The 26809-nt window shown below is 45.0% G+C and carries 17 protein-coding genes and 3 pseudogenes; 6 read left to right on the top strand and 14 right to left on the bottom strand.

What is annotated here, in order from left to right; genetic code table 11:
- The 6 genes and pseudogenes from HMPREF2794_RS07785 to HMPREF2794_RS07760 form a co-directional block, all read right to left on the bottom strand.
- Window positions 1–525, bottom strand: a pseudogene (locus HMPREF2794_RS07785) (hypothetical protein); the annotation flags it as partial.
- A gap of 87 nt (window positions 526–612) precedes the next feature.
- Entirely contained in the window at window positions 613–1005 is a 393-nt protein-coding gene (locus HMPREF2794_RS07780; RefSeq protein WP_051635711.1) for a DUF4377 domain-containing protein, read from the bottom strand.
- A 76-nt stretch (window positions 1006–1081) separates the two neighbouring features.
- Window positions 1082–1342 (bottom strand): hypothetical protein, encoded by a 261-nt coding sequence (locus tag HMPREF2794_RS07775; RefSeq protein WP_139147240.1) that lies wholly within the window; start codon window positions 1340–1342, stop codon window positions 1082–1084.
- Between the two features lie 132 nt (window positions 1343–1474).
- Window positions 1475–2785: a BatD family protein gene (locus HMPREF2794_RS07770; RefSeq protein WP_228767254.1), complete on the bottom strand. Its 1311-nt coding sequence runs from the start codon at window positions 2783–2785 to the stop codon at window positions 1475–1477.
- A gap of 48 nt (window positions 2786–2833) precedes the next feature.
- Window positions 2834–3247, bottom strand: a pseudogene (locus HMPREF2794_RS07765) (recombinase); the annotation flags it as partial.
- A 109-nt stretch (window positions 3248–3356) separates the two neighbouring features.
- Window positions 3357–3968 (bottom strand): TetR/AcrR family transcriptional regulator, encoded by a 612-nt coding sequence (locus HMPREF2794_RS07760; RefSeq protein ID WP_024986781.1) that lies wholly within the window; start codon window positions 3966–3968, stop codon window positions 3357–3359.
- Window positions 3969–4186: 218 nt separating this feature from the next.
- Here HMPREF2794_RS07760 and HMPREF2794_RS07755 point away from each other — a divergent pair, with 218 nt between their 5' ends.
- The 4 genes from HMPREF2794_RS07755 to HMPREF2794_RS07740 are packed head-to-tail and all read left to right on the top strand — an operon-like array spanning window position 4187 to window position 13911.
- Window positions 4187–5551 (top strand): DUF3945 domain-containing protein, encoded by a 1365-nt coding sequence (locus HMPREF2794_RS07755; protein ID WP_024986780.1) that lies wholly within the window; start codon window positions 4187–4189, stop codon window positions 5549–5551.
- 30 nt (window positions 5552–5581) lie between these two features.
- Window positions 5582–7681, top strand: coding sequence for a type IA DNA topoisomerase (gene topB, locus HMPREF2794_RS07750; RefSeq protein WP_036651035.1), 2100 nt, complete (start codon window positions 5582–5584; stop codon window positions 7679–7681).
- Window positions 7682–7715: 34 nt separating this feature from the next.
- Window positions 7716–8183, top strand: a complete 468-nt coding sequence (locus tag HMPREF2794_RS07745; RefSeq protein WP_024986779.1) for a DUF1896 domain-containing protein — start codon at window positions 7716–7718, stop codon at window positions 8181–8183.
- The gene (locus HMPREF2794_RS07740; protein WP_036651032.1) at window positions 8173–13911 is read left to right on the top strand and encodes an N-6 DNA methylase; all 5739 of its coding nucleotides are present in this window, start codon (window positions 8173–8175) and stop codon (window positions 13909–13911) included. Before HMPREF2794_RS07745 ends, HMPREF2794_RS07740 begins: the two co-directional genes overlap by 11 nt.
- Before the next feature lie 62 nt (window positions 13912–13973).
- On the opposite strand, the gene HMPREF2794_RS07735 is transcribed toward HMPREF2794_RS07740, so the two are convergent.
- The 6 genes from HMPREF2794_RS07735 to HMPREF2794_RS07710 form a co-directional block, all read right to left on the bottom strand.
- Window positions 13974–16262 (bottom strand): TIR domain-containing protein, encoded by a 2289-nt coding sequence (locus tag HMPREF2794_RS07735; RefSeq protein ID WP_036651029.1) that lies wholly within the window; start codon window positions 16260–16262, stop codon window positions 13974–13976.
- A 12-nt stretch (window positions 16263–16274) separates the two neighbouring features.
- Window positions 16275–17213: a BsuBI/PstI family type II restriction endonuclease gene (locus tag HMPREF2794_RS07730; protein ID WP_036617974.1), complete on the bottom strand. Its 939-nt coding sequence runs from the start codon at window positions 17211–17213 to the stop codon at window positions 16275–16277.
- A gap of 1 nt (window position 17214) precedes the next feature.
- Window positions 17215–18771, bottom strand: a complete 1557-nt coding sequence (locus HMPREF2794_RS07725; RefSeq protein WP_036617973.1) for an Eco57I restriction-modification methylase domain-containing protein — start codon at window positions 18769–18771, stop codon at window positions 17215–17217.
- A gap of 328 nt (window positions 18772–19099) precedes the next feature.
- Window positions 19100–19453, bottom strand: a complete 354-nt coding sequence (locus tag HMPREF2794_RS07720; protein WP_036617972.1) for a helix-turn-helix domain-containing protein — start codon at window positions 19451–19453, stop codon at window positions 19100–19102.
- A 12-nt stretch (window positions 19454–19465) separates the two neighbouring features.
- Window positions 19466–21511, bottom strand: coding sequence for a bifunctional DNA primase/helicase (locus HMPREF2794_RS07715; protein WP_036617971.1), 2046 nt, complete (start codon window positions 21509–21511; stop codon window positions 19466–19468).
- On the bottom strand, window positions 21495–21839 hold the full coding sequence (locus HMPREF2794_RS07710; protein WP_036617970.1) for a helix-turn-helix domain-containing protein: 345 nt from the start codon (window positions 21837–21839) through the stop codon (window positions 21495–21497). Before HMPREF2794_RS07710 ends, HMPREF2794_RS07715 begins: the two co-directional genes overlap by 17 nt.
- Window positions 21840–22584: 745 nt before the next feature.
- Between HMPREF2794_RS07710 and HMPREF2794_RS07705 the strand changes: the two genes are divergently transcribed.
- Window positions 22585–23811 carry a site-specific integrase gene (locus tag HMPREF2794_RS07705; protein ID WP_070751290.1) on the top strand — a complete coding sequence of 409 codons (1227 nt, stop codon included), beginning with the start codon at window positions 22585–22587 and terminating at the stop codon, window positions 23809–23811.
- Between the two features lie 325 nt (window positions 23812–24136).
- Here HMPREF2794_RS07705 and HMPREF2794_RS07700 read toward each other — a convergent pair.
- Window positions 24137–24799: pseudogene (locus tag HMPREF2794_RS07700) on the bottom strand (RteC domain-containing protein); the annotation flags it as partial.
- Between the two features lie 101 nt (window positions 24800–24900).
- Between HMPREF2794_RS07700 and HMPREF2794_RS07695 the strand changes: the two are divergent.
- Window positions 24901–25254, top strand: coding sequence for a winged helix-turn-helix transcriptional regulator (locus tag HMPREF2794_RS07695; protein WP_070751289.1), 354 nt, complete (start codon window positions 24901–24903; stop codon window positions 25252–25254).
- 65 nt (window positions 25255–25319) lie between these two features.
- Here the strand turns inward: HMPREF2794_RS07695 and HMPREF2794_RS07690 are convergent, their stop codons facing one another.
- Window positions 25320–26654: an FRG domain-containing protein gene (locus HMPREF2794_RS07690; protein WP_139147239.1), complete on the bottom strand. Its 1335-nt coding sequence runs from the start codon at window positions 26652–26654 to the stop codon at window positions 25320–25322.
- Window positions 26655–26809 lie beyond the last annotated feature (155 nt).

Below are 26809 nucleotides of genomic sequence, written 5' to 3'. Positions count from 1 at the left end.
CATATATACAGCCAGCCATGAAAACGGAAATATCTTTCATGCAAATTTCGTTGATTTGAAAAATGAATCTATTTCCATCTTTAACCACTTTACTATCATTATCTAATCCCCATTGAATAGGCATTACGTTACCCCCAAATTTGATTGCACAATTTTTTCAGGCATATCTTTTTCTGTACCCATCTCGTATATTGAATAAATTTCATCTATTTCGGGGTGTTTATATCTATCACTTTTGCTTTGACTACTTAATTCATGTTCAACCAACAACAATTTACAATCGGGATATGTGTTATATTCCAATGCAACATCAAATTCCGGAGTGAAAATAGATATTTGCTTATTGGGACTTAAAGGATTTTGAAATGTTAGATAAAAATAGACATTGTCTTTTTTAGATAAATTCTTATCATCAAAGCAAGCTGGAGCATTTCCACCAACCCAACCAAAGCATTCTTTTTGGTATTCACCAATACCGTAATATATTGCATTTTCTCTTGTTTTAAGTATTCTTTCTATATCCATAATAACGATAATGATTTGATTGTTGTTAATGGGATAGCAGGGAACGGCTTGCCGTTACCCTGCTTCGTTAACATCATATTGTACGCATTATTCAGCTTCGTTTGGGTTACCGACCTGTCTTTTCTCTACGACCCGAACAAGCTGATATTTGTATATGCTACCGTCTGCTGGTGGATTTGCCAAAGTTGTCTTATTGACACGCAAATCGTATTCATAGCCTTTCTCATATTCGAAGCCCTGAATACTGCAGAATGCCAAAGGACGATATTCATCCTCTCCCTGCTCCTTGACGAGCATACATTCTATCGGAAATTCTCCTTCCGAATCAAATAAATCATACATAATTCCAGTTTCAGAAGAAACATACATCGTTACTTCTTTTGTGATGTCCTTTGGCTCATCTTCATTCATGCAAGCTGTCAGCCCGAATATTGTAACAAAGGCTATCAGCAGCGTTACTAAATAAATTTTCGTTCTCATACTTATTAGTGTTATTGATGTTAATGGGATAGCGTGGAACGCTGTAAGGCGTTATCACGCTTCGTTAGTAACTTATTTAATCTCCAGTAATTCTTATCTTAGATATATTTTGCTGATTTATACAATTCACTATTCGCTCAATCTCCTTACTATAAGGAGATTTTTTTCTAATTTCTTTTAGTTCCTCAATGAAAGAGGATATTTCTATACCTGAAAGTTGTATGTTCGTTTTATAGTAATCTTGTACACGGAATATAGTCCGAAATCGTCCTTTATCTAAATTTGCAAGATTGAACAACCAATAATGTAAGTCTTCGCTAATTTCAGACTTATTCATACATATTCCGTCATTGTTATAAATCAAAATATCTAAGCCCATACAAGAATTGCTAAATTGTTACTAATGTATTTATAAGAGCCTCGTTAGGTGTGTTCTACTTTGGTAAACAACACCCCATAGGTGCATTTTTTAATCTCTAATAGTTACATCTTGTGTCAATGCTTCTCTTATTCTTCGAATGTTGCGTTTGGCATAACCAAACGAGAATGGAGAAGTACGCTTGTTCAGGTCGTTCACACTATTAATCCATACCTGACTTTTATCGAACACGATGAATATCTGTTCTCCCCATGTCAGATGCCAAATGGCAGGATTGGTATGAGCCACAATACAATCGTCCCCGCAATGGTCAATGTCCCAGTCATAATAATCCGCCAGCTTGCATATCTTATCGTAAATCGCCTGTTTGTCTAATGTGGTTGGCGTGCTCTCGAAGTTCAGCTTGCGCCGCTGGTTCCGATAGGACAGATAAGCAAGTGGCACAAGCAGGATTCCAATCCATAAAAAAATGATAATGAACACCTCGCTTGCATAAAGTTTTACGCAAATAGTGGAAAAACTCAGCACGGAGAACAGCAGCAATGTATGGGATACGCCATAGTGGGTATATGCCCAGCTTGTGTTTAAAGGCAAAGTTCTATTTTCCAACACAAATTCGGCAAGCGCAGCTTCTTGCTCCTGACGATACCGATGTCTGCCGACAAGCCACCATATCAACTCAAACAATGCGAGTACAATCAATATTATAATAAGGAAGTCCGTTTCATCTATTTTGTTCTTCTTTGTCTTGACGGAATAGGGTATCCCGCCAAAAGTCAGTTCCTTGCAGGATACTTCATAGCCTTCACTGGAAAAGTAGTAGTTGTAAACATATTCCTCCTTGTCGTTAGAACCCGAATAGGAATTGCTTGTGGGTCGGGTTACTTTTCCGTTAATGGACAACAGCGGAGGATTCTGATCGGGACGGGCGTTGCAAGTCAGGCTGGCACGGTATTTTGCGTAATCGCCTTTCAATTGTTCCACCTTCAAATTGCACTTCAATTTGCTCACATCCACTTTGGAAGGATGTACGGTCACTTGGCATTCCGATGTGGTATATATCTGATTTCCTACTTTGACGGATGCGACAGGGAGTTGAATCTCACCGCTTTCCCTGAACCGTACAAAATAGTAGAAGCCGGTTTCATGGCTCTTGTGCCCCACGCCGTTTACAAGAGCATAACTCTCGCTTTTATGTGGCTTCGGACCACTTACTACCTCAATGCTATGGTTGAACACTGGAGAAGACACTAAATCAAATTGGGAATTGGCCAGTGCATACGTCAATTTCAGTACCTGCCCGACACGGAGACCTCCCAGCGTGTCCAACTGCACATGGAAATATACGGAGTCTGCTGTATTTGAAGCATATAAATGAACACCCGACAAAAATACATACATCCATATACAGAAGATTCGTATGCTCTTGATTGACATTCTTGTTATATCATTGACATCCGGCACTTTCAGGCGGTCAATGTTCCGTTCCTTGTGGCATTCAATGAAGTCGTTGGAATAGGCACGGTAGGTTTTCACGGTCGAGGAGCCGTAACGCTTTTGTTCCAGCAGTTCGAGGTAGCTTTTCGGCAGTGTGTATTCCCTTTTAGGTTTGGGATGCCGAACATAAACCCGGCTGTAATCAATGTAGGCGTAGGGAGAATAGCGGTCGTAGAAATCCGGCAAACTGAAAGTGACAGTCGCTATATAGGCAGATCCGTCGCCTGCCATTCGTATATCACTCTCTTGGGTAAGCAACAAGGCTATTGCCGGATCACCTGCATACTCTATCCGTATGTAGTGTTCACCGTCCCTTTTTTCCCTGTACAGGACGATGTTAGACCGTTGTTTTTTTACTTTGTCCATATCTATGGCAGTTGTTTCATGCCTCAAAGATAAAGCAAAGTATTTGAAATTTAAACGGTTGTTCAAAAAATATTTTTATCGAACCCTTTTAAAGATTGCTAAAAGGTTATCAGGCTTTCAGGAGCGAGTACAAATAATCGAATTTGTCTTTCAATTCTTCTACATTCAAACCGTTCAGGAATGATTGCTCGTAAGACAGCCCCAAGAATACCTGACGGAACAGCGAAGCACTCTTTTGCACGTCCGTATCTTGCTTTATTTCACCGTTTTCCTTGGCTTTCTGTATGACCTTTTTCCACAATTCATGTTCCTTTTGGAATGTATCCTCCATTTTTTTACGAGCTCCGGGGTAGTACATCCTCACTTGGGAAAGGAAATGAAAGTAGTAGAAGTTGGGGCAGCAGTCACTGTCATCCGCACAGCATTGCACCTGCGTGACAATACGGTTCATGGCTGTCTTCACGCCCTCCACATACTGGCCAATAAATTCCGCAAGGGTTCCTGCCGGTTCTGCAAACTTGTTGGCAGGTGTCTGCATCTGTATGGCGTACTTGTCCGCTACTGCCATGAACAGGTCGAGTTTGTGGGGGAAATAATATACTACCCCTGTCTTTACGACTCCGCAGGCTTTCGCCAGCGTGCTGATACTTGCTTTCTCGTAGTTCATCCTCAAAAACACCTTGAATGCCTTGTCTATTACTTCTTCTCGGTTGGTAATCATATCGGGTTATCCTCTTTTATGTTTCTTTTTGCGAAGATACGCTTTTTATCTTGAATTTTTTGCATCGGAAGGTCATTCTTTCTTGCCGGCAGGCCACTTCACGCCACCCAGTAGCCACTCATTCCCCATTCCTCTCTTTCCCTTTGCGTCATAGTCTCTTACCTCTACTTTCGTGCCGCAATTAACTGGATTGTATCACAACTAAATTCTTTTATTTTATGGACAAAAAACTGAAAGACCTGAAAGACGAGGTATTGGTGGTGACCAACGCCGCCGAAGGCAACACCCCGCATGTAGTGGAGGGTATCGAACCTGAAGGGGGACTCAAGACCAGACCGCTGGCAGGGGTAAAGCCCTCGGATCAGTTCATGCGGATAGACCGTAACGAATCACTCATCGAAGCGTTCTTTTCCAACATGAAACGACAGTTCGAGCGACCGTCCGACTTCCGTTTCTATCACCTTCCGATGGACTTGCTGGTCTCCGCCAAAGAGCTTGTCGGCTTGTTCAAGCAGCCCGAAAGCAATGCTGCCTTATTGGACGAATATCGCCTTGATACGGAACAGTTCACACAGAACCGGCAGCAGAAACAACAGCAGTCCGATGGGAGCGGAACGGAGCAATCCACCCGTTGGAGCATGGAACAGGTGGACTGGCAACAACTGGAGCGCATGGGGGTAACACCCGAAACGTTAGGTGAACTGGGTGTCAGGCGGTTGCTTAATGGCAACGAATCCGCCGTACTTACTCTGAAAACCGTTTTCGAGGGGATTGAGTTTGAAACTCCGGCCTGCATCCGGCTGACGGAGAATCCCGACGGCACGCTTCGGAACAACATCGAGTGTTGCAAGCGTTATCCGGAGCTGGATACACCGTATTTTAATGTAGAATTCACCCCCGAAGTGAAACAGAACCTACAGGAAAAAGGCAATGCGGGGTGCGTGGTGGAACTCGAACTGGCCGAGGGCGTGCGTGAGCCATGTCTGGTATCGCTCAATCCCAAGACTAACCAGCTCCACCATGTACCGGTCAGCGGGATAACCCTTCCGGCAGAGGTAAACGGCACGGCGTTGACCGACGAGCAGAGAAAACGCATCGCAAACGGCGAGTCTGTCCTTGTCGAGAACATGTGGTCGGAGAAAAAGCAACGCCACTACGACGCACGCTTGCAGTTCAATGTCTGCAAGGGTGGATTCGACTATGACTTCAAGGGAATCGCCCGCAGGCAGGGGCAGACCGCTGCCCAAGGACAGGAGCAGAACCGGCAGCAGGAGCGTGAGCTGGTAATCCCCACACGGCTGAAAGGGAAAGATCTTACAGAAGAGCAGCGGGCATCACTGGCGCAAGGCAAGGCGACTTACATCAAGGGCATGACCGACAACGAGGGGAACTTGTTCAGTGCTTTCGTTCGTGTCAACCACGAGCGGGCGAAGTTGGATTTCTTCAAATGGAATCCGGACAAGAGCAAGAAACAGGAACAATCCCAGCAAACAACCGTCCGTCAGGACGGCGCGAAACCGGCAAACACCGTCAGCCGGAACCGCCCTGTACAGAAAGCCGATAAGAAAGGGGTATCTATTTAACCATCACATGAACTATACAATATTATATATATGAAAGTTATCATTGCTGAAAAGCCCAGTGTGGCACAGGGCATAGCGTCCATAGTGGGCGCACGCCAATGGAAAGACGGGTATCTAATGGGGGACGGGTATGCCGTGACATGGGCATTCGGGCATCTGGTCGGGCTTGCCATGCCCGAATGCTACGGCTTCTCCGGCTTCCACCGGGAACATCTGCCCATATTGCCACAGGAGTTCAAACTTATTCCCCGTCAAGTGCGGGAGGGCAAGGTTTATAAGGATGATCCCGGCGTCGTCAGGCAGTTGGGAGTGATCCGGGAGCTGTTCGACAGGTGCGAATCCATCATTGTCGCCACTGACGCAGGTCGTGAGGGTGAATTGATCTTCCGTTACGTGTACAACTATCTCGGTTGTACCAAACCCTTTGCTCGTTTGTGGATCTCTTCGCTTACCGACAAGGCCATCCGTGAGGGGTTGCAGAATCTCAGGGAGGGAAGTCTTTATGACAACCTTTACCTCTCTGCCAAAGCCCGCAGCGAGGCGGACTGGCTCGTGGGCATCAACAGCTCTCAGGCTCTCAGCCTTGCCGCCGGACAGGGGGTGTTTTCGTTAGGACGGGTACAGACACCCACATTGGCGATGATCTGCTCTCGCTACTGGGAGAACAAACAGTTCAAGCCCCGGACCTATTTTCGGATAAAGGTTTCGACAGCTAAAGACGGAATCGACTTTTCCGCATGGTCACAAGACCGCTTCGATGACCTCGGCTCAGCCACCGCCAAGTTCCGTGAGGTGGAGAACGACGGTAAGCTCGTTGTCACTTCTGTGGAGTGCAGGGAGGCTGTTCAGGAACCGCCATTGCTCTATGACCTGACCGCCTTGCAGAAAGAGGCTAACAGCAAGCTGGATTTCTCCGCAGACAAGACGCTCACGCTTGCGCAAAGCCTATATGAAAAGAAGGTACTAAGTTATCCACGTACCGGCAGCCGTTATATATCCGAAGATGTTTTTGAGGAAATCCCCTCACGCATAACGCTCTTGCAACAATATCCACGCTTCGCCGCCATCGCATCCGTTCTACGGGACACACCGCTCAACCGTCGGTCGGTTGATGATGCCAAAGTCACCGACCACCATGCGCTGCTCATCACCGAAAACCTGCCTGAAGGGTTGTCGAAAGACGAGCAGGCTATCTACGAAATGGTGGCCGCACGCCTGCTCGAAGCCTTCTTCCCGCATTGCGTCAAGGAAATGACCGAAGTGACCTTGTCCGCAGGCGGTGGGATATTCACCCTCAAAGGGACGGTCATCAAGTCTGCCGGCTGGCGTGCCGTGCGTGGCGAGCCGGAAGAAGAGGGGGAAGAGACCACGTTGCCGGGGCTGCAAACAGGTGAAACCCTGCCATTGCTCGCTTCTGAAACGGTGGAGAAGCAGACCAAGCCCAAACCGTTGCATACCGAGAGTTCCCTGCTTTCCGCTATGGAGCATTGCGGCAAAGAGATCAGCGATGAACAGTTGCGTGCCGGAATCCGGGAGGTCGGTATCGGCACTCCGGCTACCCGTGCAGCCGTCATCGAGACATTGTTTGCCCGTGGCTATGTACGCCGGGATAAGAAAAATCTGGTGCCTACCGAAAAAGGGCTGGCGGTTTACGATACGGTAAAGGACAAGAAGATTGCCGATGTTGAAATGACAGCGACGTGGGAGAACACCCTCGCCCGGATAGAAACCGGAGAGGTCGCTGCCCTCTCTTTCCACCGGGATATAGAGGTCTACACCGCACAGATCGTGACCGAGCTGCTGGCCACCACCCTCAATGTGACTCCTTCAGGGGAACAATGTACCTGTCCCAAGTGCCGAAAATGCCGCATCCTGTTCTTTGATAAGGTCGCCAAATGTGCCGATGTCGATTGCAACTTCACCCTGTTTCGCAACAAGGGTGGCAAGATACTGACCGATAAGCAGATCGTTGAGCTGGTGACCAAAGGCCGTACCTCTCTTGTCAAAGGCTTCAAGAATCGTGAGGGCAAGAGCTTCGACGCCGCACTGGTGCTTAATCCTGACTTTACCGTAGGCTATTCCTTTCCGGACAGGAAACCGCAGGAAAAGAAAGGTGGCAGGAAGAAATAAACCGAATTGTATCACTTAATAATCCGATAATTATATGAATCAGAATAAATCCAACGTGCCGATGTCCGTAGCGGAAGAGCCGGATGAATTATCTTATTACCGTCTTACCCTGTTGTCTTTCCTGCGTGAATCGCATCCGGATTTGGCGGATGACGAGTCTTTCGTCGCCACCCGTAGTAACCATGCCGCCGAAGCCTTCAGCGCAGCCGTCCATTCCGGCCTGACCTACGACGATGCGGCACAGCAGGCGAACGACCTGCTTTTTCAAGGGTTGCATTTCTCACCTTTGGATACGCTGATCACCGTCCTCTGGAACGAGTTCGCCGCCGAAATCCCCGAAGGTAATGCACGCAACGTGGCCTTGCAGTTGCTGCCCGAATGCCGGAAGGTCTTCTCCGGCTATACGCTCTCGGATGATTTCATGTTCAGCCCAGAGTTCGATCGGCTGTATGACGAACTGACCGACACGGTTGCAATCTGGTTGGAAGAGAATGGCTTATAATAAAAAGGCGCATCTCAGGGACAATATAGAGGCAATCCGGCTGATGTTCCGTTTGGAGAAGGAACAGCGTACCGCCACCCCGGAGGAAGCGGGCATACTCGCCGCCTACTCCGGGTTCGGAGGGATCAAGGCGGTTCTTTCTCCTTTCGGGAAACTCACCGACATACTCCGCTGGACACAGGCCGACCGTGAGCTGTTCCCCCTGATTACGGAACTTCACAACGTCCTGCGTGATGGAGCCGCTGACGAACGTGAGTACAAGCGGTTGGTGGAAAGCGTGAAGGCATCTACCTTCACCGCTTTCTACACGCCGCCGGCCATTATCGACGCCATTGCTTCTTCTTTGGGCGAACACGGGGTATCGCCCGGCCGTTTCCTCGATCCTTCATCGGGAACCGGCAATTTTGTTTCAGCCTTCCAACCGCAATGCTACTCCGCATCCGGCAACTCGCCGGAAATGGTCACCTATGAAAAGGATTTGCTGACCGGCCGCATCCTTTCCCGGCTTCACCCCGAAGCGCAGGTCAACATCAAGGGCTTCGAGGAACTTCCCCCGCACCGCAACGACTATTTCGATGTGGTGAGCAGCAACATCCCTTTCGGTGACATACGTATTTTCGATCCCTCCTTCGACAACGGTACGGCCAGACGTTTTGCGCTGAACACACTGCACAACTATTTCTTTGTCAAAGGGCTGGACGCTGTCCGTGAGGGAGGTATCCTTGCTTTCATCACCTCGCAGGGGGTGATGAACTCCGCTATGGCTCATCCCATAAGGCAATACCTGATGAACCGGTCCCGGCTGCTCTCGGCTGTCCGCCTGCCCAACAACCTCTTTACTGACTATGCCGGTACGGAGGTGGGCAGCGATCTGATCCTTTTACAGAAGGATACGCTTTCCCAAAGGGAGTACACCCCGCTTGAACACGCTTTCGTAGAAGTAGGCACGCAGGACGACGGGACGACACAGAACGAGTATTTCGAGCGTACCGCCGCTATTGTGCATACACGTGGGCATGTCGGTACCGACCCCTACGGTAAGCCGGCACGCATCTACCTGCATGACGGGGGCATGGAAGCCATCGCCGCCGACATGAAGTATTTCCTTGACCGCAATCTCTCGGAACAGCTCGACTTGGACTTGTATCTCCGACATTCACCTGTACAGGAATTACGTGATTTGGTGAACCGTCCGGCAAAAACCATGCAGCAACGCATCGCACAAGTGTGGGAACTCAATCAATCAGCGAATATGGACGGGCATTCCTCTTCCATGAATCAACAGACGGTACAGGTGGATCGTCGGGCTGTCACGCCGGAGCAACCGTCAGCAGGTGCTCGGCAAACCACCGAAAAGACCACGCCGGAGCCGATCATGTCCCTATACGACCTTTTCGGCTTCACCCAAGAGGAACGTTCACAAGTCAGGAAAAGGAAAACAAGGCGCAAGAAGGAGGACTCCGGGCAGCTGTCCCTTTTCGATATGCCTCCGTTGGAACAAGATTCCACCATACAGACCGCCCCGGCTGAACCGGCTCCCCAAGAAAAAGAACGGCAGGAGCAGGAACGACTGAAACAGGAACACCGTCGGCAGGAGGAAGAAGCCGCCCGACAGGAACGCATGAAGCCCCGTCCTTATCCGGCCGGTCTGCTGGAGCATCACCGTAACGGCTCCCTTGCGTATGACAACGGACAGATAGGTTACCTTTCCGCCGTCGGCGAGGGTGCACCGGTATTCAACCCGTTGGAACTGCCCGAACGCCAACGCCGCCGTGCGTCGCTCTACATCGAGATACGTGACACCTACCATCACCTGTACGAGAACGAGGCCGCTACTCATACTGGGAATCCGGCGTTGCGCACCATGCTCAACACCCTTTACGATGATTTCATCCGTCAGTTCGGCAACCTGAACGACAAGAAGAACATCGACCTGTTCCGTATGGATGCGGGCAACCGTGAGATCTTGTCACTGGAGCGTTACATCGACGGCCAAGCGGTCAAGGCGGACATCTTCGACCATCCCGTTTCGTACAACATCAACGAGATCACCCATACCGACGACGTGCACGAGGCGCTCACCGCCTCGCTCAATAAATACGGCAACGTGGACATGGCGTACATGGAGTCCCTGACCGATAAATCGCAATCTGACCTGTTGGAGGAACTGCGTGGACGGATATTTTACAATCCCCTCTCGAAGAACTACGAGATTGCCGACCGTTTTATTTCAGGCAATGTCATGGCCAAAGCTGAACATATCGAGGAATATTTGCAGTCGCATCCCGACAACGGCGAGGCACGTATTTCTCTCGAAGCCCTGCGGCAGTCGCTTCCCACGCCCATACCTTTCGAGGATCTGGACTTCAATTTCGGTGAGCGTTGGATACCGGCGGGAGTGTACAGCCGCTATGCCTCATGGCTGTTCGACACGGACGTGTCCGTCCGCTATACCGCCAGCAACGACGAGTACAGCATCAAGGCCGACATGACCTCTCCACGCATCATGAACCAGTATTCGGTGCGTTCGGAGAGCCGCATCTTTAACGGCATCGCCCTCATGCGCCATGCCATCCACAACACCACGCCCAACATCACCAAGACCGTATTGGACAAGACGGGCAAGGAAATGAAGATACGTGACCCGGAGATAACCTTGCTTGCCAACAGCAAGATTGACGAGATCCGTAACGGCTTCTCCGACTGGCTCATGGAACAGTCGCCGGAGTTCAAGCGGAAAATGGCGGACATGTACAACCGCAAGTTCAACTGTTTCGTCCGTCCCAAGTACGACGGCTCGCACCAGAACTTTCCCGACCTCGACCTCAAGGGGCTGGGCATTCCTGACCTGTATCCCAGCCAGAAGGACTGCATCTGGATGCTCAAACAGAACGGAGGGGGGATCGCTGATCACGAGGTGGGAGGCGGCAAGACGCTCATCATGTGCTGTGCCGCCTACGAGATGAAACGTCTGGGTTTGGCGAACAAGCCCCTTATCACCGGCCTGAAAGCGAATATCCACGAGATCGCCCAGACCTTCGCCACCGCCTACCCGAACGCCAAGGTGCTCTATCCCGGCAAGGAGGATTTCACGCCGGAACGCCGTGTCGAGATTTTCCACCGGATGAAGAACAACGACTGGGATGCTATCATCCTCTCGCACGAGCAGTTCGGCATGATACCGCAGTCCCCTGAAATCCAGCGTGACATCTTGCAGCAAGAACTGGACAGCGTGGAGGAGAACCTCGAAGTCCTCTACCAGCAAGGGGAGGAAGTGAGCAACGCACAGATCAAGGGCATGGAGAAACGCAAGATGAACCTTGAAGTCAAGCTGAAAGAGCTGCTTCACGAGATCGAGACCCGCAAGGATGACGTGGCGGACTTCAAGCGCATGGGCATCGACCACCTCTTTGTCGATGAATCGCACCGGTTCAAGAACCTGACGTTCACCACCCGGCACGACCGTGTGGCAGGTCTGGGAAACAGCGAGGGAAGCCAGCGTGCGCTCAACATGCTGTTCGCCCTGCGTACCATCCAGCAGCGCACCGGCAAAGACTTGGGAGCCACCTTCCTGTCGGGAACCACCATTTCCAACTCGCTGACCGAACTGTACCTGCTGTTCAAGTATCTTCGTCCCAAAGAGTTGGAGCGTCAGGGGATCAACTCCTTTGACGCATGGGCGGCGGTATTTGCCCGGAAGTCCGTCGATTACGAGTTTTCCGTTACCAACGAGGTCGTGCAGAAAGAGCGTTTCCGTTACTTCATCAAGGTTCCGGAGCTTGCCTCGTTCTATTCCGAGATTACCGACTTCCGTACCGCAGCCGACATCGGCATCGACCGTCCGAAGAAGAACGAGATACTGCACAACATACCCCCGACACCCGACCAGCAGGAGTTCATACGGAAGCTCATCGAGTTCGCCAAGACCGGCAATGCCACCGTATTGGGACGCCCGCCCCTGAACGAAAAGGAGGAGAAGGCGAAGATGCTCATCGCCACCGACTATGCCCGGAAGATGTCGCTCGACATGCGGCTCATCGACCCGCTGTCCTACGGTGACGATAAAGACAATAAGGCCACCCATTGCGCCGATATGATTGCGGAGTATTACAATAAATACGCCGGGCATAAAGGCACGCAGTTCGTCTTTTCGGACTTAGGAACCTACAAGCCCGACCAATGGAATCCGTACAGCGAGATCAAGCGCAAGCTGGTGGAGGATCACGGCATCCCCGAAGACCAGATACGTTTCATTCAGGAAGCCAAGACCGAGAAAAAGCGCAAAGCCATGATCGAGGCGATGAACGAGGGAAAGATACGTGTCCTCTTCGGTTCTACTGAAATGCTGGGCACGGGAGTCAATGCACAGAAACGATGCGTCGCCATCCATCACCTCGACGCACCGTGGCGACCTTCGGACTTGCAGCAGCGGAACGGCCGGGGTATCCGCAAGGGCAACGAGGTTGCCAAGCTCTATGCGGACAACAAGGTGGACGTGATCATCTACGCCGTGGAGAAGTCGCTTGACAGCTACAAGTTCAACCTGCTCTATAACAAGCAGCTTTTCATCACCCAGCTCAAGCAGAACAACATGGGTTGCCGCACCATCGACGAGGGGGGCATGGACGAGAAGGGAGGCATACCCTTCTCCGAGTACGTGGCGGTGCTCTCAGGGAATACCGACCTGCTCGACAAGGCACGGTTGGAGAAACGGATTGCCGGCATGGAAGGCGAGCGCAAAGCCTTCCAACGGGGCAAGGGGGAGTCACGCATCAAGCTGGAAACCTTCTTGGCGAACCGGGCAAGCAACGATGACATCATCGCCCGTGTCAAGAAAGACAAGACCGCCATCGAGAGCCGTATGCAGTATGACAAGGAGGGCAACAAGCTCAACCCCTTGAAGATTGACGGCGTGGCAAGCGATGATCCGAAAGCGATTGCCGCCAAGCTCCACGAGATAGAGGACAGGGAACGCACGCACGGCCAGCCGAAGGTCATCGGTTCGCTCTACGGCTTCGACATCCTTGTCAAGACCGACACCACCGTCAAGGACGGTCTGGACTTCTGCGAGAACCGTTTCTTCGTGCGTGGCGAGGGCAACTTCCTCTACAATTACAACAACGGCCGCTTGGCAGTCGACCCGAAAACCGCCTGCCAGAACTTCATCAACGCCTTCGACAGCATCCCCCGCCTGATAGAGAAATACACGAGGGACAACGAAGCCATTGAGAAAGAGCTCCCCGTCTTGGAACAGGTTGTCGGAGAGGTCTGGAAAAAGGAGGACGAGCTGAAGCAGCTCAAAGCCGACCTTGCCGCCCTCGACCGCAAGATCCTGCTCTCCCTCAAATCGGTGGATGCGCAGGAAAAGAACACCGATGGCGTGATCGAAGTCGTGCCGTCCCAGCCGATAACGCCCGACGGACAGAACAACACCCCCGCCGCCGTTATGCCCGCTGCCGATGCTCCACTCGTCACTCCCTCGTCGGACACTCTCCCCACACCGGGAACGCCCCCTGCCGAGCCTTATGTCCACCGAATACCCGACTTCCTCACCGACAAGCAGCGCACCCCGCCCAAAGTAAGCGAAATGCCCAAAAGCATCAGCATCAAAGAGGCGATGGGAGCACTCGGTGGCAAGCTCGTCATCGGAGGCATCCCCAAGCCCGGCAACAAGGACGATCCCGCTCCTGACCAGCCCGAAAAGCCCAAACCCAAGCTGAAGTTATAGTATTATAATAATTGAAATGTGAAATCCCCCTCCCTATTTTGAATGAAAGGGAGGGGATATTTTTAATCTTCAGGAAACACCACTTCTTTACTCACAATAGCTTGTTTTAACTTATATTCGTGAGCAGCTCTTTGAATATTAACAGAAGAAGGGAAATTTTTTTCAGCATTTCGTATTAGATCCAACATTTCATCTGGTGATTTTCTTTTTATGTTAGCCTGAAATTCGATATTCATAGCCATATGAAGTTCTTCTTTTTTGTCAGAATAACTATTTTCCATTTTGTCAAGTAGTTCTTTCAATGTAGCAATATCTTCACGATTAATATTTACTTTTTTTACTAAGCAACGAAAATATGCATGCATATGATAAGTATTATCTGAATCTCGCTCATAATTTTCTTTTGCAAGAGATAAGGCTTCAGGATAACGATGTTGAGCAAGAAGCGCAGTCACTAATTCTCGTTTTGCCCGTTGCATAGAAGGTGATATTTCTAAAGCCTTTTTCAAAAAATTCTCAGCTGAATTATATTTTGTAGCTATGCGTTGAAAAAAACCCTTAAGAAACCAATAGTCTGCCCCGTCTAATGCTTTTACTTCTTCATAAAAACGTTCTTCTTTTTGGGTTCTACATAATGCCAAACATAACCAATATGTTAATTCTCGTGTAATATCAGAGTAATAATTATGTGAATCTTTAAGCACTTTATCACAAATATCTATAACAAGTTCATAATCTCGTTTATTGTAAATATCCATAACAGATCTTATCACAATGGAAGGAATTAAGTAACTCTTTGTATTTCCATATCCTGACATTATTTGTTTTTTTACTTCATATAAATACAAAGAAGTATCTTTTGTTATATCATTACATTCACCTATTCTTTTTTCTAAAACATCATCGATGTGAAGTTCTAAATCTTTAGGCAAAGAAAAATGATTACGTTTTATATAATCACTCAAATAATGATCTAATCGAAAAAAACGATTAGAAGGTCCGAATGTTGATACTATTCCATAAATCATCATGTCAAGAAGAGTGTTCAAAACTTCCTTAATACGTTCTTCAAAAATATCTTCTAATATATCATAACTAATAAAGTCAAAACGCGACATAATCACCAATAGTTCTCTTTGCTCTTCTTCTTTATATCGTTCAAGCAATGGATGTATCTTTTTATCTCCCATTGTAATAAGAGCCTCAATATCTTTCTTTGCAAATTCTACTGATTTCGTTTTGATAGCTTCTACGGCTTGTTGTATCTGCATTGGTGACTGTAATAATCGATCAACAAAAAAGCATGCATCTTCTTCTGTTATATTAGATACTTCATAAGTACGAATATAACTATAAAAGAGTTTATGTCTATCTTTTTTACTCAGTGGTAATAATGGAATATGTGCAATTTCTGGATATTCTGCCTCTAAATAAACATTAGGTATAATGCGAGATTGTATATATAGCCCTAATTGTGGGTTCAATTCTTTATCATTTGTTATATCAGCAAGCCATTCCGGTATAGTTCTATTAGGTAATACACATGACATATTATCTTCGACAAATACAACAGAGCGAGTTTCATATAATTCATTTAAAAGCTTTACTGCTGTTTTAGATTTTTCTTTCGGAGATGCCGACAGAACACGAAGTAAATCTTTTTCTGCATATGTCCGTGTTATCATATTAAGATCTACAATAAAATTTTCTATATTTTCTTTCACATCCATGCTTATACGATATGGTACCTGTTCCAATGGATAGCCAACTTTATACATGCATTGCTTAGCAAAAGTCTCTTTTCCAACACCATCACGTCCAGAAATGATAAGCGCACGAAGTTTCATCCCTCTACCTGACTGGAATTTATCTTCAAATTTAGCAATATCCTCATTACGTCCTACCATTGTAGTGTCAAGTAATCTAATCTTAGGATTTGCACTCCAAATAATTTTTCTAAATTTTTGTTCTATATCACGAGCAAGTACATATGGACTTTTGAAACGACGCAAATTAAAGCATTCATCTTTTTTCATCCACTCAGGACAATCATCAATTGCCATTGAATCATCAATAATAAAAGGCCAAAAACGTTCATATTCAGTTTTTGATAACTTCTCTTTAGCAAATCTTATTTCTTCTTCAACCCACGTAGATCCTAAAGAATCACGTGAAATTAGAAGTACAAAAATGGTAGATTCTTCTATAGCCCTATAAATTTCATTGATACTTTTATACGCAGATTCGAAATTATAACAATCGATTTTACAATAATCTCTACCTAAGCGATTAACTAACTCTAAAGCAAAGTCTTTTTGCTTACTACTATGTGATATAAATGCCTTTATCATGTTATAATGTTTTTATCTTGGTCCTATAAATCTATCTCCATTAAAATGAATCATATGGTCTGGATTCTCCGCTATCCAAACTTCGGTTTCCCATGCAATATCAGCCACATGTTTCTTGAACTCTGATCTGTCAGGGAAAGCAGTAACATATACTTTTCCCGCTTTGCATTCTTTCATGAAATCTTCCAGTTCGATTACACGCTTGGGAGATACCGGTCCATGCGAAGTAACCACTTCAATTAAGAATAGCCATTCTTTATTACTGTCATAAATAACAATATCCGGTAGTTTGCTATGTTCTGTGATTGGAATACCAATTTCTTTTAAAAGTTCCTTGTTACAATAAAGGTCTTTATTGGCTGTATCACCAATATAAAGGACTTTTGCGCCAGCTGCAAAACGGGGTGCAAACTCGTTAATGACCGCCGCTTGTACTTCATTATGCTTACCCGGAGACAGTTTAAATTCCTTACCTTCAATAGTAACCGGTATCATTTCCATCTCACGGCTTTTCTTATACTCTTCAATCAATCGCCCTACCGCATCATTAAAGTTTTGGGCTTTTATTTCCCATTCTTGGGTATTGTATGATTTTATTGTTTCATAGGCTTCTTCTGTCAATTTGTAATGGGCGTTTGGACTGTTCACCGGTAAAGCAGGATTATCTGGGTTATAATCTACGATACGTGCCTGCAAGAACTGATGAAGTACCTGCCGTCTGAAAGTTTCCCGTGTATTGGGGGCGTACGGCTGCTCTTTTTTATAGTTCTCATTGACAAATGCCATAATATCCTTGCTTATTTTTAAGCTATTGCGAGTGGCATCCGCCCAGTTGTCTTCCTCCTTTAATCCGCATAATGCAAGTAAAGTCAGAGCAGATATTTCATTCTGTTGTGCCGTAGGCAAGCCTAACACCGACAATATATCTTGTGCATCACTTATTTTGCTCATATTACATAAAATATTTGTTTACAATCTTATTTACGTTCGCCATAGAATAATCATTCATGGCAATCAAGTCTTTTCCGATACTTTCAATAACTTCAAGGGGAGGCATGGGCATCTCCCTTAGTTCCGTAGCACTGACATTTACATTTCCATTAAATGTCCTGAAATAATTATCGAACAAGTCGCTATTCAATAAAGCGGCTATCCCCATTACTTCCATACGGTTCAAATGTCCTTTAGGACGATAAATATAGTTCAGTTTGTTTTCGATTCCTACATATGCGCAAGAAGTCATATTCCCAAAATAAGGTGCGGCAATTAACCGGCTATTATCGTCTTTGGAGCTGAAACGTCGTAACAGAACATAATTCTTGTTAGGTAACAAAGTGGATACAGACATTTCATTTATACGGATGAATTGAGGTTTTCCTTCCTTTACAACAGGATGATCAGCCAACATCTTTACTACGTTATGCAACCAATATAGGGCTGCGGTTCCCTCCTCAGAAGTTTCACATAATTGTTCCTTTGAACGAAAAGCCACAACTGGACCGGTGGAAATCTGGATATGATATTTATTCAAGTTGCCATCCCATGATTTGAACAGCTTAATGATTTTCTCATCTTCAAGGCTGACCGGCAAATGCAATATCAATTCTTTTGAGGTAAGGTCAATGATTTCTTTCCGCTGTACTTCTTTGATTGCAGGGGTAGCCAAGTCAGAAAGTCCTTCACTGTAGGATAAAACGACATTATAATTTGCTTCCTTTTTAGGGGAACATTTCATTATAATTGTTTCCTGAAGCACGTTATCCTTGGAAAACGTATCTTTCCGGGTATTGAAAAGGTGAACAAAATCTATCTGTACATGCTTGAACAGAAAACTACGGAACAAACGGAAATATCTTCCCGAAGTAAAACTTCTTGGGGTTATATAAATCATCTGACCTTGTTCTGCAAGCAATAAAGCTGATATAGCCATAAATATAGAATATATATTGGGCTGTCCATCTATTATACATTGAGCCGCTTTCACCCGTTTGTCCTCTTTGGAAAGTTTGAAATAGGGAGGATTGGATATGATCAAATCATATTTCTGCAAACTCTCAGCCCTGCCATAAATCGTATCAGAATATAATACTGAATAATTGGACAAAATAAAGTCCTCACCATATGAACGACAATCAATCCGAACATTATGGCGCATTCCCCATATTGTTATATATTCCAGAACTTTTTGTAATCCCGGTATAAGATTTTCATCAGTTTCGTATGTAACCAACTCTATCCGTTTTACTTTTGACTGCAAAACTAAATTCTCAATTACGGCACATGATAATATGGCGGTTCCACATCCCGGATCTAATACAGAGATAGAATCCTTATTCACACTTATTTGTTTACCCATAAAATAAGCGATAGATACCGGTGTGAAAAACTGACCGTTACTTTTCTTAAAAGCAGCAGTGACAGTATCAGTATATAACCTACCTATTCTATCTGCGTAGTTAGTAGGCAGCTCGTTCTCATAAGGCTTTATTTCAGACCAATTTATATTCATAATTGCAAAATTAGGAAAAACCTTTGGATTCTTCTTATGAATGTATTTTTCTTTTTTGCAGAATCATGATAGATACTTAGGTATTGAGGAAATTAACTTTTTATATTCCAGTTTTTACGCCACAAAACTGGAATATTTCAACTCCACGCATAAAAAATGATACCCCTCCAGACCGCTGTCCTTTGGGATATCACCATTCGAACAAGAAAAGAAACTTCATCCTGTTTCACAACTGTATGAAGCCATTGCTATGACAAACATCAATACGCAGTTGGGGATTTCCTGCCTCACGGCAGTAGTTTCATCGGTACAAAGCAAAAACATAGACTTATTCCTCCGGCAGCGGATAGCTCTCGGACAGCTTGTCCTCACGTGCCTGCCGCTTTATCTCATTCTCATCGAAGTTATTACGAATGAACTCGTGTAAGTCCGACTCCTTGTAATATGTCTTGTGATATATCGAATAGAACTTCAATACCCCGTTATTTCGGTATCGTTGCAACGTGCGTTTGCTGATACGCAGCAACAGGCATACTTCCTGATTGTCGTACAGACGCTCTCCGTTCAGGTAGTTCAGGTGTTTTTCCCTTGTTTCCGCCTTGTCCAGCTTCCGGGAGATGCGATATAGTTCACCCATGATACGTTCCATCCATGCTTCAAATTCCGTTTTATCTACTAACATACGCTTTCCTCCTTAAAAATTCCCGGTAACATAATAGCTCTGGTTATCAGATGATTTCAGAATGATTTCTTTCTCACGCATGAACTTGATGTAGCTTTTCGCTGTACGCTCCTTCACCTCCAGTATCGACTGGATTTCTTCCACAAGTTCCACGTAGGTAACAAAACGCTTCCGGCTGAACACCTCTTTGGCTACCGCTACAAGCTCATCCTCTTTGCGCTTGTCCTTTTCTTCTTTCGGCTTTTCGCCCAGATAAACGTGCATGGCCTTTTCCTTGTCCCACGAAAACTGCATGATAGGTACGTCCAGCGGACTTCCATCCCTTACTTTCAGAGCCTTCACCACCGACACGGCCGGATCGCTGTCCTTCTCTATGGAAAGGATCGCCGCAGCCTTCCGCTGCAACTCGCTTCCCAAATGTCCCCTCAGTTTCAATCCATTGGGAATGAAATGCAATACCGTAACGATACACGTCTTATAGATACCGGCCAGCCGATACAGTTCTTCCACGACGGCTATGCTCTCCGCTTCATCGTTGGCGCATTTTATCAAATCCGCAATCCCGTCTATCACCACCAGATGGACACCGCCATATTGATAATGGTATTTGTCCAAGCTCTGGATAATGGAAAGCAGGCGTTCTTTCCGGCTCATTCCCGTAAGGCAATATGCCTTGAACCATTCCGGCATCGCCTCACGCCCGCAACGCCGCAGCAGGTTGCTGATATTTTTATATAGCTGTACTTCACTTTGTTCCGTGTCATAGAACAGTACCGCTTTGTTCTTGCCGTTTTCGTGGAGCGTAACGCCCAGCGCATCCACATCCGTCCCGGAGGGGCGGATAGCACCGGCAATCAACGCCGCCACATAGTTACTTTTCCCCGTGCCTTCTCCGCCGGTGACACAAAGCAGGTTGCCTTGAGTTCCGAGAGGCACGTCATTTACCGACACGATCATTTGTGCGATGGGAGGAGGGTTGTTGAAATCCACCTCGCAGGATTTTAATGCCGACATGGTTTCACTGTATAAGGTTTCCAGATAGTCCAGAAAAAGTTTGATCAAGTCCTCACGGCTATTCCCCAGCATAAAATAGTCCGATACATCCTTCTCCGTCTTTGTACCGGCAAGCGGAAGCAACAATCGTTTAACTCCGTATTCTTTCAGTTCCTCTTCACGCTTCGCCGAGCTTTTCAGCCCGGTGCTATCCACATCATAGAGGAGGATGATATGTTTGAACCGGAACGAGAGCCGATGTATGACAGTTACAGGGATAAAGGCTGTTTCCGAGTTGAAACAGATCGCATGGAAGCCATGAGCCGCCAAGCTCATCACGTCTTTTTCCCCACCTGTGATGAAGAGCAGATCCCCTTTTGCCGGCAGCTGTTCCAGCCCGAAACAATAGTTATCGCCAAAATCACCGGCATACAGGAACCGCATTTGTGAACACGGACGGTACACCTTGATATGCTGTTTGCCCATATACCCGAACATCGGTTCATCGGTGCTTGTCATGCAGGAAAAAGGCTTCCTTTCCTGATTCTCACTGCTGAACTTCTTTAGCGATACCGTTCGGTATGCCTTCAGGACATTTTCCCCGATACCCGATTTACCCCAAAAGGCAAGTTCCGCAGCCGTAAAGGGCTTTTGCACGACAGTATAAGGCCGGACACTTTTCATTTTCGGCTCTTCCGATACCACTTCGTTCTTTTGGGGCACTTTGCTATGGCTCACATGATATTCCTCATGTGAGGACAACCCCAAATGCAGGTCACGGTTTATTATCTCCATGATCTCGACAAACTCTTTAGGCTCCTTGCAGCTAAGGCCGTTCAGCCTGCCCACCAGCTCAAAGCAGTCCCCCGAATAATCCTCGTTCCCGAAATCTTTCATTTTAAACACGCCGGCCTTACGTTCATAATAAATATTGCACGAAGCCTTCGTATCCTTATAAAAAGGATTCAGGAAGTTCTTTCCCACCTTGAAGTCTACCGGCAGATAATAGCGGAATACGGAAACACCCTTTTCCGTCATTCTCAGTATATCATCCTTTCTTATCATTGCCGGTTCTCATTAGGTAGTTCTTGCGAAAATCCTCCAATGTCTGGGGTTTGCACCGGATGGTACGCTCTTCCAGACAACGTTCGACTTCTGACAACTTGTACATGCACCGACCACGCAGCATGGAGTAGCTGATCAGGTTTTCATCTCTCAGGCGTTGCAATGTACGTGTACTGATACCCAACGCTTCCGCCAGTTGGTTGCTGTCCAGCCAAGCCTCCTTTTTTTCTTCTGAAGGCAATTGCGCTTCGGCTACATACCCGGCGATCTTTTCAATCTTGCTCACAAGCGATTTATACGCTTCACTTTCAATTGTAATAACTTCCATAACAAACTTAATTTTCAGTGTTTGCCGCAAAAGAAGAACAATAAAAAAAGTTGGAAGGTATAGTACACGTGTAGTACACCATGATTTTTATGTATTCCCGATAAATAAAATGGTGATTGCGCCAGACCGGTGAGCGTTTTATCATCTCTAAATAGCCCATATATTCAATATCAACATGCTTATTGAATAAAGAGGGCAACGTCCGCCCGGTGCAAGGGGCAAACCTATCTATATATAGGTTCGCCCCTTGCACTGGGGATCTTTTTTAATGATTTAATAATCAAATATTTGGAAAATAAAAAGGAATACTCTATCTTTGTGGCATCAGAAAACGGCTGACAAACGAATGCCTGACACAGACAACAAGCGTTCCTATAAATCGTTACTAATTCGTTACGGTACGATTTTTCAAGGTTTACAAGAGCTTAAAAATCAAAGATATAGTCCGCTACGGTGAAAGCCCCAGGCGGATCACCAAGAAGCTGGACAAAACCAGACAAAGAAAAGACAACTCCTACAATATCATGGTATTGTAGGAGTTTTTTCTTTGTATAAAGTCCGTGACCGAAGACACGAAAAGGTCACAAAAAGACATACTTTCGTGACCAATTCGTGACTTGTCCGACCTTTCGGATTTTAGGTCACAGAATGTCTGAAATTGGCAGTTTGTTGTCTTGATTTGTCCGTACTGCAAATATCTCATTTTCAGTTTATCAATTTAATTTTGTAACTAAAAAAAGAGATTATGAGAAGTACTTTCAAGCTACTCTATTTCGTCAAGCGAAATGCAGTAAAGAAGAACGGCAATGCACCGATTATCGCACGTATCACTATCGACCAAGTTGTAGCCCAGTTCAATACCAAACTGGAAATAAATCCGGCTCACTGGAGCGTGAAGTTAGGTAAGGCTTCCGGCAGAACTGCAGAAGCCGTACATATCAATTCCATGCTGGAAAGCATTCGCAGTACGGTACATCAGCATTACCATGCGTTAATGGTGCAGGACGGATATGTGACGGCAGAACTGGTAAAGAACGCCTTTTTAGGTAAGATTGCAAGGGAACGGACTTTGATAGAGTTCTTCAAACAGCACAATGAACAATACTTGGAGAAAGTGAAAATGAATACCGCAGACAAAACCTATTCACGTTACGAACTGACAAAGAAACGGCTTGTTGAGTTCATGAAGTTCAAGTATTCGATCTCCGATATACTGATTAAAGACATTAACGTGGTGTTCATTGAGGACTTTTTACTATATATCAAAAATAGCTACGGGTGCAGCCACAATACGGCGATGAAGTTCGTACAACGCTTTCGCACGGTGGTAAACTTTGCCAAGAATACGGGTTTAGTAACCGCAGACCCTTTCGGTAGTTATCGGGTAAGGTTTGAACGTACCGATAGAGATTATCTGACTATGGAAGAAATCACTGCCATTTACAACCATGAGTTTAGTTCCAAACGGTTGGAGCAAGTACGTGATTTGTTCATTTTCAGTTGTTACACGGCACTTTCCTACATTGATGTATGCGAGTTAAGGCAGGAGGACATTCGTATCGGATTTGACGGTAATTTGTGGATTATGCGCAAAAGGCACAAAACGAATGTTACATCTACCGTCCGATTGCTGGATATACCCAAAGCCATATTGGAAAAGTACAAAGACCAGTTACCGAACGGTAAGATTTTGCCCATTATCAGCAATCAGAAAATGAATGATTATTTGAAAGAAATCGCAGCCATTTGTGGCATTGAAAAGACCTTGACCTACCATGTGGCACGCCATTCGTGCGCCACTTCGGTGTTGCTCGCAAACGGTGTTCCCATTGAAACGGTATCTAAGATTTTAGGTCATACCAACATAAGGACTACTCAAATCTATGCAAGGATTACTGATTTGAAGGTAAGCAGCGACATGGAAATGTTGGCTCAAAAGTTGAACACTCCACACCGGACTGCCAGCCGTTGAAATCGTGTTATCGTCAGATAACAGCAAGGTGTGATTTGTGGCACACAAATCTGTTTTCCGTGCCGCAAAACACCTTGGGCAAATTCACTCCGAAGTCGTGTTGCCAATTAAAGAAAGACATTCCCTAACTAAAGATTTTCGCTCGTCGGGACGGGTGGTCCCGCCCCTTGCCGCTGGGCGTTCCCCGACCTATGAGTTTATTTTGCAATCCTGCAATCTTGTTTTATTGAAACATTGATAGCTTGATTGATTGAAAGCAAGATTTCAATATGGCAGGATTGAATGAAAACAATATAACACTGGCGAAAAGAAAAATAGGAACCTGTCATTTACTATCATCTTCGTCCATTCGCTTGACTAAGCTGTCTTGTAAACGGCTAAGATATGCCGTCCGGTCCTTCTTCCGTTCTTTCATGGCAATATAGGCGGCATAATAATCGCCTAACTCCACTTGGAATACCGTACCGAGAAAGTTCATCATTTCTTTTATTTCCACGTTGCCATTATTAATGTCACCCGAAGAAACAAGAGAATACCCCAATTCTATCAAAAAGACCTTTTTACCCGTAAAACGAAAAGGATATTTCAGACACTTTTGCAGGTTATCTTCTACTTGGGTATTGGTTTCCAGTTTTACCAGTCTTTTGTTCAGATAGATACGCAGCATTTCATTGGCTATTATTTTAGCCACCTTATAATCATATCCGGTTGAGAAATTCGGGTCTTTATCGAATTGTGCGCTATCGGTACATAGGCGTAAATCAGACTTTCCACGGACAAAATAATATTCATCATACAATGTTGAATGAGAGCGATAATATTGGTAAAAGTCCAGATTACGATTAAAGAAATAGGTCAGATTATCCAGTTCCCGATTGATATAACTTCTAATCACGTCATCGCTACCATTAGGGCATTGTGTTTCTATCCTGTATATCTTATAGAAAAATAGCAACCGCCCAAGTATTTCTGGTTTTTGTGCTGCGAAGTTAGGACGTTCTTTTTGAATAAAGAAGAACTGTACTATCTGTCAGCCACTTACGGTTGAGTTAGTATTTCTCAATATCAATGATTTTAAGAACGAAAAAAATGCGAAAAAAGTTAGATTATGAATACTGTTCTGCATCCCCTATATTGGAATGGTTAGGCGACAAGTGGGCTTTAGTTGTCTTGTTGAAGCTACACGAGAATGGGGTAATACGTTTCAATGAACTATATAAAACAATCCCATCTATATCGGAAAAAATGCTCTCTACCGTTTTGCGTTCATTGGTAACGGACGGATTAGTGAGTAGAAAAATATACCCCTCAGTGCCACCCAAAGTGGAATATTATGTATCTGAATTTGGAGAAACCTTAATCCCTCATTTGGAACATCTAAAGCAATGGGGGCAAGAAAATTTTGAAACGATAATGGAGAATAGACGAAAAAATAAGTATTGAAGTTTAAAACAAGAAGCAAGTTATATAAATACTTGCTTCTTACATTAATGCGCAAGGCTAAACGTCTATTCGAATATTAAATAATCTTCTTCTTTTAAATATTTTTTCGCAAAAAGATTAACCAAACGACCTGGAACTTTAGTCCATCCTTGCTCTTTCTCACCAAATAATCTATGTGTTTCGTTGGGAGTGTTTTTATAGTTTATCCACTCTGCTTCATCTGGTCCTTCTGGATGAGCAAGCATTCCAATCAATGCATTTTCAGCAAGCATTTTAAGCGTTCGAAAAGGATTAATAGGTCCTATTTTTACATTATATTGTCCTTTTTCTTCGGAAATGGTTTTATGTCCATCTATTTCTTCATACCATGATCGCCTTCCAATAGTGTCACAGAATTGTTTACCTTCTCCGTTATTCCACTTCTGAATAGCTTCATTTTTTTCATCTTCACTAAAAAAAAACGTTTCTGCATGTTTAGCAAGCGATATTCCTTCGGTAGCGAGTGCTTTCTTGAGTTTTGTACGAGAGAAATATTTAGGGCGAAACTTTTCATAAGTACGAGTAAATACTTCATACGAAAACTTTCTTGCATTTACTATCTTTTTAGTTTTTTCTGCTAAAATATCGTATATCCATAACTCTTTACCACCATTGAATAAATCGTAATATGCTAATGAATCTTCATTAGAAAATTTGAATCGATACGCCCAACTCTTAGTGCTTTTCCCTTTAGGGATATGAAGTGCGTATCCTTTTTGACGTGCAGGTCGTAAAAAAGGTTGAAGTCCAATCGGTGTTATATTTTCTTTCATAAAATCATCCATATTTAGTGGAGTTGGTTCATTCGCTCTCAAAGGACAAAATACATAAAGTATTCCTTCATGTTCTCTACCATCGTCAAATGGTCTATAACAATCTTCGTTTTTATCATACCAACATGTAGCAAAAAACAATGCAATATCTATATTACTGGTTAAGTCAAGCACGGATGTTAACAAGCCATAGTGTTGTGCTAATCCTTCATAATCAATCTTGAAATTATGCCGCTTAAAGAATTTGTCAACAATGGGATATGTATCAAGCATATCACAAAATAGCATAAATCTCATTTTCCATGTGAATATTTCAGAGTCTGTTAATGGACGAGGAGTTTCACGATATAAAGATGGATAACATGGTATGTGTTCTTGGTTTTGTCCCCTAAAAAGGTAAACAACAGCTCCATCTTCCGGTAAAAGGATTTTTTCATCTCCATTATCTGTAAGTACCGCTTCAAAGCCAAGTTCATGATCAAGAACAATTTGCTGATTTACATCGCTTTGTTCACAAGGTGGCAATCTTTTTCTAGTACTCTCTTTAACTAGATATTTAATTTCTGATATTGAAAAGAATCGAGTCATTGTGTTAATATAGATGATATATGAAATAATTATTTGCAAATATACACATTGTAGAGAAGTGTTTCTCCAAATATTGCAAATATCATTGATGTTTTTTTAGTGCAAGGTGCAAGTATATATCTATATATATAGCTTGCACCTTGCAGTGTGCCGTG

Origin of the sequence: Bacteroides sp. HMSC067B03 (assembly GCF_001811315.1) — a bacterium.
Lineage (GTDB): Bacteria > Bacteroidota > Bacteroidia > Bacteroidales > Bacteroidaceae > Bacteroides > Bacteroides faecis.
This window is presented reverse-complemented; position numbering and strand designations above follow the sequence as displayed.

Coding starts and splice junctions, on each gene's coding strand:
- HMPREF2794_RS07780 (WP_051635711.1), bottom strand. CDS start 1,005: ATGAGAACGAAAATTTATTTAGTAACGCTGCTGATAGCCTTTGTTACA.
- HMPREF2794_RS07775 (WP_139147240.1), bottom strand. CDS start 1,342: ATGAATAAGTCTGAAATTAGCGAAGACTTACATTATTGGTTGTTCAAT.
- HMPREF2794_RS07770 (WP_228767254.1), bottom strand. CDS start 2,785: ATGTATGTATTTTTGTCGGGTGTTCATTTATATGCTTCAAATACAGCA.
- HMPREF2794_RS07760 (WP_024986781.1), bottom strand. CDS start 3,968: ATGATTACCAACCGAGAAGAAGTAATAGACAAGGCATTCAAGGTGTTT.
- HMPREF2794_RS07755 (WP_024986780.1), top strand. CDS start 4,187: ATGGACAAAAAACTGAAAGACCTGAAAGACGAGGTATTGGTGGTGACC.
- topB (WP_036651035.1), top strand. CDS start 5,582: ATGAAAGTTATCATTGCTGAAAAGCCCAGTGTGGCACAGGGCATAGCG.
- HMPREF2794_RS07745 (WP_024986779.1), top strand. CDS start 7,716: ATGAATCAGAATAAATCCAACGTGCCGATGTCCGTAGCGGAAGAGCCG.
- HMPREF2794_RS07740 (WP_036651032.1), top strand. CDS start 8,173: ATGGCTTATAATAAAAAGGCGCATCTCAGGGACAATATAGAGGCAATC.
- HMPREF2794_RS07735 (WP_036651029.1), bottom strand. CDS start 16,262: ATGATAAAGGCATTTATATCACATAGTAGTAAGCAAAAAGACTTTGCT.
- HMPREF2794_RS07730 (WP_036617974.1), bottom strand. CDS start 17,213: ATGAGCAAAATAAGTGATGCACAAGATATATTGTCGGTGTTAGGCTTG.
- HMPREF2794_RS07725 (WP_036617973.1), bottom strand. CDS start 18,771: ATGAATATAAATTGGTCTGAAATAAAGCCTTATGAGAACGAGCTGCCT.
- HMPREF2794_RS07720 (WP_036617972.1), bottom strand. CDS start 19,453: ATGTTAGTAGATAAAACGGAATTTGAAGCATGGATGGAACGTATCATG.
- HMPREF2794_RS07715 (WP_036617971.1), bottom strand. CDS start 21,511: ATGATAAGAAAGGATGATATACTGAGAATGACGGAAAAGGGTGTTTCC.
- HMPREF2794_RS07710 (WP_036617970.1), bottom strand. CDS start 21,839: ATGGAAGTTATTACAATTGAAAGTGAAGCGTATAAATCGCTTGTGAGC.
- HMPREF2794_RS07705 (WP_070751290.1), top strand. CDS start 22,585: ATGAGAAGTACTTTCAAGCTACTCTATTTCGTCAAGCGAAATGCAGTA.
- HMPREF2794_RS07695 (WP_070751289.1), top strand. CDS start 24,901: ATGCGAAAAAAGTTAGATTATGAATACTGTTCTGCATCCCCTATATTG.
- HMPREF2794_RS07690 (WP_139147239.1), bottom strand. CDS start 26,654: ATGACTCGATTCTTTTCAATATCAGAAATTAAATATCTAGTTAAAGAG.